The 12,136-nt window shown below is 71.5% G+C and carries 12 protein-coding genes; 9 read left to right on the plus strand and 3 right to left on the minus strand.

Annotated elements, in window-relative coordinates:
* Positions 1-37: 37 nt before the first annotated feature.
* The gene (locus tag ACIQGQ_RS26125; RefSeq protein WP_402399576.1) at positions 38-898 is read right to left on the minus strand and encodes an endonuclease I family protein; all 861 of its coding nucleotides are present in this window, start codon (positions 896-898) and stop codon (positions 38-40) included.
* A 256-nt stretch (positions 899-1,154) separates the two neighbouring features.
* Between ACIQGQ_RS26125 and ACIQGQ_RS26130 the strand changes: the two genes are divergently transcribed.
* The 8 genes from ACIQGQ_RS26130 (at position 1,155) to ACIQGQ_RS26165 (ending at position 9,003) form a co-directional block, all read left to right on the plus strand.
* Positions 1,155-1,355 carry a hypothetical protein gene (locus tag ACIQGQ_RS26130; RefSeq protein WP_352278008.1) on the plus strand — a complete coding sequence of 67 codons (201 nt, stop codon included), beginning with the start codon at positions 1,155-1,157 and terminating at the stop codon, positions 1,353-1,355.
* Between the two features lie 88 nt (positions 1,356-1,443).
* Positions 1,444-2,601, plus strand: coding sequence for a methyltransferase (locus ACIQGQ_RS26135; RefSeq protein WP_402399579.1), 1,158 nt, complete (start codon positions 1,444-1,446; stop codon positions 2,599-2,601).
* Positions 2,602-2,703: 102 nt separating this feature from the next.
* Positions 2,704-3,894 (plus strand): acyl-CoA dehydrogenase family protein, encoded by a 1,191-nt coding sequence (locus tag ACIQGQ_RS26140; RefSeq protein ID WP_402399582.1) that lies wholly within the window; start codon positions 2,704-2,706, stop codon positions 3,892-3,894.
* 324 nt (positions 3,895-4,218) lie between these two features.
* Positions 4,219-5,097 (plus strand): hypothetical protein, encoded by an 879-nt coding sequence (locus ACIQGQ_RS26145; RefSeq protein WP_402399585.1) that lies wholly within the window; start codon positions 4,219-4,221, stop codon positions 5,095-5,097.
* A 122-nt stretch (positions 5,098-5,219) separates the two neighbouring features.
* Complete coding sequence (locus tag ACIQGQ_RS26150; protein ID WP_402399588.1) at positions 5,220-5,741, plus strand: hypothetical protein; 522 nt, start codon at positions 5,220-5,222, stop codon at positions 5,739-5,741.
* On the plus strand, positions 5,738-6,148 hold the full coding sequence (locus ACIQGQ_RS26155) for a hypothetical protein (protein ID WP_402399590.1): 411 nt from the start codon (positions 5,738-5,740) through the stop codon (positions 6,146-6,148). Before ACIQGQ_RS26150 ends, ACIQGQ_RS26155 begins: the two co-directional genes overlap by 4 nt.
* Positions 6,149-6,569: 421 nt before the next feature.
* The gene (locus tag ACIQGQ_RS26160; RefSeq protein ID WP_402399593.1) at positions 6,570-7,238 is read left to right on the plus strand and encodes a macro domain-containing protein; all 669 of its coding nucleotides are present in this window, start codon (positions 6,570-6,572) and stop codon (positions 7,236-7,238) included.
* A gap of 139 nt (positions 7,239-7,377) precedes the next feature.
* Positions 7,378-9,003 (plus strand): ADP-ribosyltransferase domain-containing protein, encoded by a 1,626-nt coding sequence (locus ACIQGQ_RS26165; RefSeq protein WP_402399596.1) that lies wholly within the window; start codon positions 7,378-7,380, stop codon positions 9,001-9,003.
* A gap of 177 nt (positions 9,004-9,180) precedes the next feature.
* Here the strand turns inward: ACIQGQ_RS26165 and ACIQGQ_RS26170 are convergent, their stop codons facing one another.
* Positions 9,181-10,197, minus strand: coding sequence for a helix-turn-helix domain-containing protein (locus ACIQGQ_RS26170; RefSeq protein ID WP_402399599.1), 1,017 nt, complete (start codon positions 10,195-10,197; stop codon positions 9,181-9,183).
* Between the two features lie 279 nt (positions 10,198-10,476).
* On the minus strand, positions 10,477-11,067 hold the full coding sequence (locus ACIQGQ_RS26175; protein ID WP_402399602.1) for a TetR/AcrR family transcriptional regulator: 591 nt from the start codon (positions 11,065-11,067) through the stop codon (positions 10,477-10,479).
* A gap of 100 nt (positions 11,068-11,167) precedes the next feature.
* Here ACIQGQ_RS26175 and ACIQGQ_RS26180 point away from each other — a divergent pair, with 100 nt between their 5' ends.
* Positions 11,168-12,094, plus strand: coding sequence for an NmrA family NAD(P)-binding protein (locus tag ACIQGQ_RS26180; RefSeq protein ID WP_402399605.1), 927 nt, complete (start codon positions 11,168-11,170; stop codon positions 12,092-12,094).
* Positions 12,095-12,136 lie beyond the last annotated feature (42 nt).

Consider the following 12,136-nt stretch of genomic DNA (forward strand, 5'->3'; position numbering starts at 1 on the left):
CGGACGGTGGCGGCCGCCCGGGCTCGTCGTGTCCGGTCTACCAGATCGACGTGACCCACTCGGGGTGGTCGATGAACGGGTTCCGGTTGTGCTGGTACTGGTTGTAGATGACGTCGTTGCGGCGCTTCTCGAAGGCGTCCGGCGGGTCCTGCTGGCTCCAGGTCTTCAGCACGGAGAGCCGGCCCATGTTCGGGGCGGAACCGTTGTTGACCTTGTCGTTGGGCTCCAGGTCGGGGAAGGAGTCGCCGCCCTCGTAGCGGACGGCCATGTAGAGGAGCATCCGGGCCACGTCGCCCTTGACCGCGTCGCGCGGCTCGAAGGAGTCGCTGTCGGTGTAGTTGCCCGGGGCGCCGCTGACCGCGCTGCCGCCGTTGTCGAAGTCCTTGTTGCCGCGGATCGAGTTGACGGAGACGTCCTCCGGGCGCAGGTGGTGGAGGTCGGTGCCGGGCCCCGTGGCGGTGCCGAAGTCGCCGTGGGACTTGGCCCAGACGTGCTCGCGGTTCCAGTTGCCGACCGCGCCGCCGTTGGCGCTCTTCGACAGGGACCGGCCGGTGTAGAGCTCGATCACGTTCGAGCTGTTGGCCGGGTCCTGGTCGGTGTCCTTCAGGGCGTCCCAGACCTGGCTGTATGAGACCTTGGACTGGCTGCTGATGATCGTGTGCAGGGCGCTCTTGAGCTGGGCGCCGCTCTTGCCGAGCGCGTCCTTGTAATAGGTGTCGTCGAGCACCTGGAGCGACGACGAGGCGGTGGCGGCGGTGGCGGCGGTGGCGGCGGTGGCGGCGGTGGCCGGGGCCGGGTGGGTCGCGGCCGGTGCGGCGGCGGCCGTCGCACCGAGCACCGCGAAGGCGGCGAGGGTCGCCAGCAGCGGGCGCCGGTGGCGAGGAAGACGACGGGACATGTGGGGTGTCCTCTCCTGTCCTGAAAGGGCCTGCGCCACGGCACCGTCGCGAGGTGGGGGGCGGCGCTGCGGCGCAGTTGTGTGGTACGTGGTAGCGGGAGCCTTCCACACGCACCGTGACCATGGTGTGAACGCTGCGTACCTATCATGTGCAGGTCAAGTGAGGGCTCGGGTGTGCCGTCGGGAGTGGGGCGCGGGCCTCGGATGCGGCGGGGCGGACGCGGAGTGAAAATGGCCGAAAGGACGAGGAGGCGGCATGAGCGAAGAGCCCGAATCCGTATCCGTATCCCGGGGTGTGACTCCCGACAGCCTCTTGCACACCGGTGGCAGCGACGATCCCTCGGCGGAGGACCTGGTGCTCGCCTCCGGGCGGGACCTCACCCCGAAGAATCTCCAGTGGGCCGAGCGCAGGCTCGCTCGGGAGGGGCGGTCGGCGATCGACAAGACACTGCCCTGAACCGGGGCCGGCGGGGCCCGGCGGCCCCGGGTCCGAGCCGCGGGGAGCGTGTGGGCGTTCCCCGCGGCTCGGCTAGCCTGGGTGCACAATGAACCGTTTGACGACGTCAGGGGCCGGGTTCGACCTCGCCCGCTACCCCGAGGACCCGCGCGACCCGTTCCGTGCCTGGGATGCCGCCGACGAGTATCTGCTGCGGCGGCTGGAAGGGGCCGACGGCACGGAGCCGGTGGACCTGTCGGGCGCGGTGACCGTGGTCGGCGACCGCTGGGGCGCCCTGAGCACGGCGCTGGCCGCGCACCGCCCCGTACAGATCACCGACTCCTACCTGGCGCAGCGCGCGACCCGGGCGAACCTGGACCGCAACGGCGTGGCGGCGGACGCCGTGCGCCTCCTGTCGGCCCGGGACACCCCGCCGGAACGCGTGGACGTCCTGCTGGTGCGCGTCCCGAAGAGCCTCGCGCTCCTGGAGGACCAGCTGCACCGGCTGGCGCCGTCCCTCCACGCGGACACCGTCGTCATCGGCACCGGCATGGTCAAGGAGATCCACACCTCCACCCTCCGGCTCTTCGAGCGGATCATCGGCCCCACCCGTACCTCCCTGGCCGTCAAGAAGGCCCGGCTCGTCTTCAGCACCCTTGCCCCGGGGGCGGCCCGCACGCCCAGCCCGTGGCCGCACCGCTACGAGCTGCCCGGCGGGATCGGCCCCGTCTCCGGCCGCACCGTCGTCAACCACGCCGGGATCTTCTGCGCCGAGCGCCTCGACATCGGCACCCGCTTCTTCCTCGGCCACCTGCCCGCGCGCAGCGGTCCCGAGCGGGTCGTCGACCTCGGCTGCGGCAACGGCGTCGTCGGCCTCTGCGCCGCACTCGCCAACCCCGAGGCGACGGTCACCTTCATCGACGAGTCGTACCAGGCGGTCGCCTCCGCCGAGGAGACCTTCCGGACCAACACCGGACCGGACGCCAGGGCCGAGTTCCTGGTCGGTGACGGACTGGCCGACGTGGCGCCCGACAGCGTGGACCTGGTCCTCAACAACCCGCCGTTCCATTCCCACCAGGCCGTCACCGACGCCACGGCCCGCGCCATGTTCCGCGGGGCCCGCGCCGCGCTGCGGCCCGGCGGCGAACTCTGGGTCGTCGCCAACCGGCACCTCGGCTACCACACCCGGCTCCGCCGCATCTTCGGCAACTGCGCGACCGTTGCCGGGGATCCGAAGTTCGTCGTCCTGCGGGCCGTCAAGCGCTGACCCCACCGGACCCTGTCCCGGCCCTTCCGGATTCTTGCAACACGTTCTACTGTGTGCGCCGCCGCACACGGACGACGCCACCGCGAGACTCCCGGAGGGGCCGTGCACCTCGAATACACGCCCGAACAGCAGCAGCTGCGCACCGAACTGCGCGCGTACTTCGCCGCGCTGGTCCCCGACGACGCCCATGCGCGCTACGCCGCCCCCGAGGCCCAGAAGCGCTTCTACCGGGAGACGATCCGCCGCCTGGGGACCGACGGCTGGCTCGGTGTCGGCTGGCCGGTGGAGTACGGCGGGCGCGGGCTCTCCCCGATGGAGCAGTTCATCTTCTTCGACGAAGCGGCGCAGGCCAACGTCCCGCTGCCGCTGATGGCCCTCAACACCGTCGGCCCGACGATCATGCGGTACGGCACCGACGAGCAGAAGGCGTACTTCCTGCCCAGGATCCTCAGCGGCGAGATCGATTTCGCGATCGGCTACAGCGAGCCCGACGCGGGCACCGACCTCGCCGCCCTCAAGACCCGGGCGGTACGCGAGGGCGACGAGACCACCGGCCACTACACGGTCGACGGGCAGAAGATCTGGACGACCAACGGCGACACCGCCGACTGGGTCTGGCTCGCCGTCCGCACCGACCCGGACGCGGCCCCGCACAAGGGCATCACCATGCTGCTCGTCCCGACCTCGGACCCGGGCTACTCCTGCACCGTGATCAACACCCTCGCCTCCCACGACACCACCGCCAGCTACTACGAGAACGTCCGCGTCCCCGCCTCCCGCCGCGTCGGCGAGGAGAACAAGGGCTGGCGGCTCATCACCAACCAGCTCAACCACGAACGCGTCACCCTCGCCGCCCACGGCACCATGGCGATCCGTGCCCTCCACGACGTCCAGCGCTGGGCGGCGGACACCCTGCTCGACGACGGCCGCCGCGTGATCGACCTCGGCTGGGTCCGCACCCTCCTGGCCCGCACCCACACCCGGCTCGACGCCATGAAGCTCCTCAACTGGCAGATGGTCTCCGCCGTCCAGAACGGCACCCTCACCCCCCAGGACGCATCCGCCGTCAAGGTCTACGGCTCCGAGGCCCGCCGCGACGCCTACGCCTGGCTGATGGAGATCGTCGGCGCGGCGGGCCCCCTCAAGGAGGGCTCGGCGGGCACCGTCCTCCACGGCGAACTGGAACGCGGCTACCGCTCCGCCGTCATCTTCACCTTCGGCGGCGGCAACAACGAGATCCAGCGCGAGATCATCTCCTGGATCGGCCTGGGCATGCCCCGCGTTCGCCGCTGAGCCCTTGCGAGGAGGCTTTTCGGTCGACACAACAGCGGGATGTTGGCTCTTGCCTGCTGATCGTGTGTACGGAGCCGCGGAGGGCCAGGTCTCGGTCGTAGGTGGTTCATCGCCGACCACGCGGACCGGCTCCTGGGCATCACGCATTCGGAGTCGGCATCGCCCACCGCATGGCCGTTGAAACATGATCACTGAATTAGTCCAAGAGGCATGACCACGACCCCGGCCCCACCCTGTCGGCACGCCGTCACTCTCTGGACACCGGAGCCTCGAAGCCGCCGAAAACGGATGGCCTACAGCCGCCCGCCCGGTCATCCTGATCCGATGGGAGACAGAGCCAACGTCATCGTGGTCCGCGAGAACGGCACCCATGAGCTGTACCGGACCGGCTGGGCGGTCGGAATCGACCTCGACCTTCTGGAAGGGCCGACGCCGGTTCTCGCCATGCTTCCCGGACTCCGTCAAGACGGCTGGTGGCTGGACGACACCATGGCCCAGGGAGGGATACTGCTCGACCTCGGCCGGCAGGTGCTCCTGTTCTTCGCCTGGGAGGGGCCCAGCACCGAGCTTCGCCACCGCGCGGCCATGTTCGAGCTGATCCGAGCCGCGTGGCCGGGCTGGGAGGTCCGCTGGCTGTACGACGGCCCGGCCGAACTGCGTGAGTACGTCGGGCTGGACCCGGAGTACGTCCGCTGCCGCGGTTCGAACCTCTCTCCGGCCCCGCTCCTCGCTCCCGGCGACGAGGACTTGGCCGGGCCCGACCCAGGCGGTGTGGTGATCACGGTCGGCACCACCCGCTGCCACGTCGCCTCTGACGCCTTCGACCACCCTGTCCGCGAGGGCGCCGCCCTGCTCGACCGCCTGGCGGACGCCCCCGGGCACGGAGGCTGCCACCTGCACGTCAACTCCGGCATCCACCTCGACCCGGAACGCCGCCACCTGGGCTGGTGGTCCCTCTACTCCTCGCCACAGGCTTACCACGTACCGGAGTTGTGGCCGGGCTGGACGGTGGATTTCTGGCAGGACGACTGGGAACGGCACGTCAGAGCCAGCGACCGCTTCTCTCCGGCGGTGTTCGACGCCCGAGAGGAAGCCAGAACCGCGGTGCTTGCCGAGGCCGGGGAGCGCCGGTCCTTCCGGGCCCGCAACCACGCCCAGGCCACCCGTCTGCAGACCACCCCGGCTCGGTCCCAGGCGGGATGACCGCGGCAGGGCTGATCACGGACGACTGGCCAGGCATCGCACGGGGCCTGGCCCGGCCCTGGCCCGGCTGTACGCGGGACACCACGGTGATCGTTTCCGGTGACGGCGCTGGATTCGTGTGCGTGGGGACGAGGGGGCGGAGTTATCGGTATGTGGGTCCGGCGGAGCTGAAGGAGCTCGTCCAGGCGGGTCAAGGGGGCCGGCGCATCCGCTCTTCAGTGGACTTCGGCGTATGGGTCTCCGCGCTGACCTCGGACGAGCTGGCCGAGCCCTTCACGTTCGTCGTCGATGGCGGCGGGGTGCTGCGACTTGCTCCGCGCCGCAGTGAGCACGTGGTGTGCGCAGACGGCGGAGAGGTGCTGAGCGCCGGCGAGATGAGCTTTCGTGAGGAGTCCGGACGATGGGCGGTCGAGGAGGTCAGCAACCAGTCGACCGGGTACTGCCCGGACGTCGGCTCCTGGCCGGCCGTGGCCGGGGCCCTGGACCGGATCGGGCTCCGTCACCCACCCGGGTTCACGCACGAGGTGGTCTTCCGCCGCTGCCGCTCCTGCCGCGAGCTCAGCATCGTGCGGGAGGAGGACTTCGTCTGTGTCTTCTGCGGCGAGGATCTGCCGCGGGAGTGGAATGCGGGGGAGTCCGGGTGACTGGGCGAACGGCGAAGATCGCAGCGCGGTGCGAGTGCGGCAGCGCGGCGGTGCGGGAGGTCAACCAGTTCGTCCTGAACGGTGAGTTGTGGTGGGACTCGGAGTTCTTCTGCGGGGCCTGTGGCACCTGCATGTGCGAACACGCCGGTCGGGGACCGGCGCCCGATGATGTCCGGGAGGCCCTGCTCGCAGCGCACGGACCTGTCAGGCTCCGGCTGGTCGGCCCGGTTCCCGGCCTCGTCCCTGCTCTGAAGGTCCTTCGGGAGGTCTCGGCGGTCTCGTTGTCGCGCGCTCGTGAGCTGGCCGGGGAGCTGAGCCGCATCGGCCTGGTGGGGACCTTGGCGGAGATGGAGTTCCTCAAGGCACGGCTGGAACTGCGCGGACTCCACGCCGACCTCGACCAGTAGCCCCATGCCGACGCCGACAACTCACGGTTCGTCGCGAGAAGGGGGACCACCTGGGTCCCGCCACCGTGCCCCGCCGTCCGGTCCGGCCGTACTCGGAATCCTGTAGGCAATCCGGGCGGTGCCGCCTCACCGCTCGTCGGTCTGGGCGGCGAGGAGACTGCCGTGCCGCTCTGCACCGGCATGGCCGGCTGCTCCCTGATCGCCGTGCTCGCACTGCTGCTCACTCGCGGCGGCACACACCTGGCCCACTCGCCCGGCAGCGCCCACGACGAAGCGGAAACCGGTGAGAGCCGCGATCCGGCACCTCCTCCGACACCGCCTCCGCCTCCGACCAGTTCCGTGAACGCTGTGGAACGGCGTTGTCAGTGGCGCGCGATAGCTTCGGAGGTGTTCGGGATCGCGGGGCGAGAAAGGTGAATTCGTGGGGTTCAGGCATGCGTTGAGCGTCGTCCTCATCGACGTCAACGACGAGGTGGTGACGGCATGGCGGTCCGCGTTCGCGGACACGCCGGAGGTCGAGATCAGGCGGGGCTCCCTTCTCGGGGTGGACGCCGACGCCTGGGTCTCGCCGACCAACGAGCGCGGCCGCATGGACGGTGGGGTCGACGCCGTCGTCAAGCGGTACCTCGGCGCGGGCATCCAGGTGCGGGTGCAGCGGGCGATCCGTGACCGGTTCGGCGGACGGTTGCCGGTCGGCAGCGCGGTGTGCGTCCCGTCCGGGGCGGACATACCCCGCTATCTGATCTCGACGCCGACCATGCGTCAGTCGTCGCAGAACATCAGCGCCACGATGAACGTGGCCCTGGCCTGCGCGGCGGCCTTCCAGGCGGTGCATCTGCAGAACCGGGCGAAGCCGGGCAGCATCCGGTCGGTGGCCCTGGTCGGGATGGGCGCGCAGACCGGGCAGGTGCCCGCGAAGGTGTGCGCCAACCTGATGTGGACGGGCTACACCCTCTTCCACGACCACGGTTTCGCGGACTACGACGAGCTGCGGGCAGCCGTGCTGGGCCAGCTCGACGACATCGAGGGAGCGGGGTCCGCGCGGCGGGTCCGGATCAACGTGCCACAGCGGCCTTCCTTTCGCCACTGACCCGAAGACCGCGACGAACGGTGCCGCCCCGGGGGCGGACACCGGCGACGGTCCTGCCGTATCCGTTCAGCACACCGGAGCGCCGGCGCAGGCGCCCGGTTCGAGTACTGGGAGTTCCCCCCTCGTGAATGATGTCGACGTGACGGCCGCAGGCGGCGCCGATTCCCCGGGCGGGGACCCGCTGGGACTGGCCGACCTGTTCACCGGCGGCGGCGAGCCGTGGCTGCCGCTGCTCGCACCGGTGATCGAGGGGCAGCCGGGGGCGGCCGACTTCATCGGCCCGAAGCGCAGCCCGGAGGTCGTTCCGGTGCGCGAGCTGACATTCCAGGCGTTGAAGCCGCATCCGCCGGAGAAGTGGAAGGTGGTCGTCTTCGGACAGAACCCCTATCCGCGGCCGGAGAGCGCGACCGGCATCGCGATGTTCGACAACACCTTCAACGACTGGAAGGACAGCCAGTTCGGCAGGGTCGTGAGCATCCGCTGCCTCATCAAGGCGGCCGCGATGTGGAAGTACGGCATCGCCAAGAAGACCCCGATCGCCGATGTCCGTGCCCTGCTGAAGAAGGAGGACACGGTTCAGCCGCCCGAGTGGTTCCAGGCGATGCTGACCCAGGGCGTGCTGCTGCTGAACGCGTCGCTCACGGCGAGCGCGGACGGGGCGATGGCGACGGATCGGCACACGGCGTTCTGGCGCCCCGTGGCCGAGCAGATCGTCGAGGAGATCCTCCGGGCCAAGGAGGTCGCGGCCGACGAGGACGACCGTGGTGTGGTGTTCGCCTGGTGGGGCGCGCACGCCCGCAGCCTGAAGAGAGTCGTCCAGCGGTTGGAGAAGAAGTATCCGGGGGTCGAGGTCCGCCACCTGGACCATGCCAATCCGGCCGCTCAGGGGGACCGGTTCTGCGAGGGCGACCACTTCGCCCAGGTCAACGACGCCCTGGGGGCGGTGGGGGCCGAGCCGGTCGACTGGCTGCCGCAGAAGGGCTGGGACCACTCGGCGGGCGGGGCCGACGGGCCGCAGGACGGTGGTGTGGCGCAGCGGATGGGGGCGTTCATCGCGTCCACGATGGAGCTGCACCAGCTGTATCTGGAGCGGCTCACCAGCGTCAAGGACGAGGGCCTCGTCCTGCCGCCCGTCACCGGCGTTTTCGACACGCCGCTGATGGACTTCCGGAAGGCCGTCGAGCCGGTCTCGCGGGTGCTCGGGCAGCTGGATCGGTACATCGATCGGTCGAGCAGCTTCGGGGAGACGAAGGCGTCCGAGGCGGCGTCCGAGAGCACGCTGTCGGCCGACGAGATCTCGGCTCTCTACCTGTACACGTGCGAGTCGGGCTTCTACCGCGAGATCAACGCCGTGCTGCGCTCCTCGGACCGCGAACGCGTGGTGCCCTACCTGCCGTACCTGCGGTTGCTGTTCTCGGCGATGGGGGCGCTGCCCGCGCAGACGCGGCCGTTGTGGCGTGGAGTCGCGCTGGACCTGCGGTCCCAGTACCCGCTGGGGCGGACGGTGACGTGGTGGGGCGTGTCGTCGTGCACGTCCGAGCTGGGAGTGGCCCGCGCGTTCCTGGGCGGGCGCGGTCGGCGGACGCTGTTCGAGGTGACGCCCGCGCGCGCGGTCGGGATCCGGCGGTTCTCCGCGTTCACGGGGGAGGAGGAGTACATCCTCGCGCCGGGGACGCAGCTCAAGGTGACGGAGGTCAAGGCCGAGCGCGGGGGGCTGTGCACCGTGCGGCTGACCGAGCTGGAGGGGGCCGGCCTGGTGTCATGACGCCTGCGGGACGGCGACGGCAGTCGTCTCTGCGGCCGACCGGAACCCCCGGCCCCGGGCAGGTGCGTGCCCGGGGCCGGGGCCGTCACACCTTCTCGGAACCGGCCCGGAACGACGAGGGGCGGCGGACCGGATCCACGAACACGGTCGACCGGGGCGCGGCGCGGGAGGGGCGCGTCAGCTCATGGCCGAGGGAGCCGAGGGAGCCGGGGGAGCAGAGAAGGCCGAGGGGTTCGAGAGGCGGAGCAGGAGACCGGCCGCGGCGTAGCGCATGCGGCCGGCCGGCGTGCGGGGGTCGTAGCCCAGTTCGCGGGTGATGGCCTCGTGCCGGGCCTGCACCGTGGAATGGTGCAGGCCGAGCTCGGCCGCCGCGGCCCGAATGCTGTCGGCCTCGACGAGAACGCGCAGCACCGCGGCCGACCGCACGTCCAGGCGCCCGAGCGCTCGGACGTCGTCGTGGGGGGTCTCGACGTCGTACGCCTGCGCCAGCAGCAGCATGGCTCCGAGGCCGGTCGCGTCGACGACCGGGTCGGCCGCGTCGGTGAGACGGTAGGCGACGACCGCGCCGGCCCACGATTCCGGCGCGTGGTCGGCCCTGGCCCATGGACCGAGTCCGGCACGCCCCTCCGGCGACACCTCGCCCGATACGTCGAGCGTCGCCCGCAGCATGCCGTACCGCGTCGGCACGATGGTCGACGGTGCCCCGGGAGGCATGTCGTCGACACTCGTCGCGACCAGCCGGATCCGCGTGCCCGCGTCGGTCCGCAGCCGGGCGAGCGCCGCCGCGCGCTCGTCGATCCCGCAGACGGGATCCAGGGCGATGTCGAGAGCATTGCCGGAACCACGGCGTGCCTCGAAGAGTTCGACGGCCAGGGCGAGCCGCTCGACGATCATCTCGTCATGGGCCTGCGGTTCCTCCCGCCGCTCCAGCCACACCCGCCCGCCCGGGCCGGCATGCTCCGGGGACCGGACGATGTCGTCCCCGGCGTCGAGACGGTGCCCCGCCGGGTCGCACCTGGTGATCCTGCCCCGCCGCTCCGCCCCGGCGACGACGCCCGACAGGGCCGCCGCGCCACGCAGGAGGCCGGAGAGGCCCACGCCCGCGGCGCTCAGGGCGTCGAAGTAGGCGACGACCTTCAGGGTCTCGCTCGCCTCCGGGTCCAGAGCGGTGATGCGCCCGACGAGTTCCTGCATCCGTGCTCCCTCATGTGCGGGGACCAGCCTATTGTCGCGTTCACGGCCGAGAAGGCGCGCCCCGGCCGTCGCGCGTCCGTCCCGGCCCGCGCGCCACCGCGGCACGGATCGCGGCCTCGGGCGCGGCTTCCGGTCACGGCTCGCGCCGCCCGTGCCCCGGGCCGGGGGAGCGGTTCGGCCGAACGGTGCGTCCAGGGCCTGAGGCGGCGCCCCCGAACCCGTACGCGAGGTGCGGGAACAGCCCCGTTCCCGCCCACGGTGCCCACGAAGAAGCGCCGGCTACTCCGCCGTGCCCGTCGCCCTCGGCCTCGGGTTCTCCGGGCTCAGCCCCAGGGTCGTGAGCCGGAGCAGCCGCTGTGCCGAAGCGGTGGGGTCGGGGTGGTGCTCGGTGGCCATGGCGAGGCCGGCGGCCAGCGTGATCAGATCGGCGGCTGTCACGTCCGGGTCCACGGCGCCCTCCCGTACGGCATGGTCCAGCAGGAGGCCGGCCGCTTCCTGGAGGGTCGCCGAGCAGCTGTTGTCGTGCGTGGAGCCCTCGTAGGAGAGCACGACCGCCAGCCCGTGGGCGCGTACGCAGTAGGCGACGACCTCGGCGAGCCAATCCAGCAGGGCGGCACGTGGCTCGAACCCGGGGCGGCCCGTCAGGTCCCGGGCGCGCGTACGCAATGCCTCGACCCGTTCCTGTGAGACCGCTTCCAGCAGTGCGCGGCGCGAGGGGAAGTGGCGGCGCACCGTGGCCGAGCCGACGCCCGCCGTACGGGCGATCCGCTCGAAGGACGCCTCGGCGCCGTGAGAGGCGATCTCCTCCTCCGCCACCGCGAGGAGGCGCAGGTAGTTGCGCCGGGCATCGGCGCGTTGTGGTGCGGGCATGACGCGGACTCCGGAGGCTCTTGCACTAAACGGCGGGGGTCGCCGTATTGTATCCGGTAAGAAACGGTGCCCCTCGCCACTTAATGCCCTGGGAGTGCTCATGTCGAACCTGTCCGAAGCGCCCGTGCTCGTCGTCGGTGCCACCGGCAAGCAGGGGGGCGCCGCCGCACGTGCCCTGCTGGGCTCCGGAGTCCCGGTCCGGGCCCTGGTGCGCGACGCGTCCACGGCGCGGGCGCGGGCCGTCCGGGAGCTGGGGGCCGAACTGGTCACCGGTGACCTCGACGACCGCGCATCCCTGGCCCACGCCGCCGCGGGCGCCCGTGCGGTCTTCTCCGTGCAGATGCCCGCCCCGACCCCGGACGGCTTCGACTTCGACGGTGAGGTGGCCCAGGCGGCCAACCTCGTCGAGGGCGCACTTGAGGCCGGCGTTCCGCAGTTCGTCCACACCTCCGTGACAGGGGCCGGGCAGCACACCGCGATCCCCGGCTGGGCCGAGGGCCGCTGGGTGTCCGTGGAGGGCACCCTGGGAGCCAAGGCGGCGATCCAGGACCGGGTCCGCGCGGCGGGTTTCCCCTACTGGACCCTCCTCAAGCCCGGCTTCTTCATGGAGAACTTCCTCCCCTCCAGCGCCTTCCTCTTCCCCCGCGGCGTCGGCGGCGGCCTGGTCAGCGTCCTGAAGCCCGAGACCCGTCTCTCCCTGGTCGCCGTCGACGACATCGGGGCCGCTGTGGCGGCGGCCGTCGCCGACCGGGACACCTTCAACGGCGTTGAACTGGAACTGGCGAGCGACCACCTGTCGATGGAGCAGATCGCCGAGGTCCTCTCCCGGGTCCTGGGTACGCGCCTGGCCGCGCCCGACATGACCGAGGCGCAGGCGCGCGCCGCCGGAATGCCGGGGTCGGGCGCCAGTCACGAGTTCCTCAACGTGGCCGGCCAGCCCGGTCGCCCCCAGTACGCGCGAGAGCTGGGCATCCCCCTCACCGCCTTCGAGGCCTGGGCCCGTACGTATATGGGTCCCACCGCGTAGGTCCGCGGGTCCCGCCGCGGGACCGGGCGCGGTGCGCGCCCG

The sequence above is a fragment of the Streptomyces sp. NPDC092952 genome (assembly GCF_044754785.1).
GTDB lineage: Bacteria > Actinomycetota > Actinomycetes > Streptomycetales > Streptomycetaceae > Streptomyces.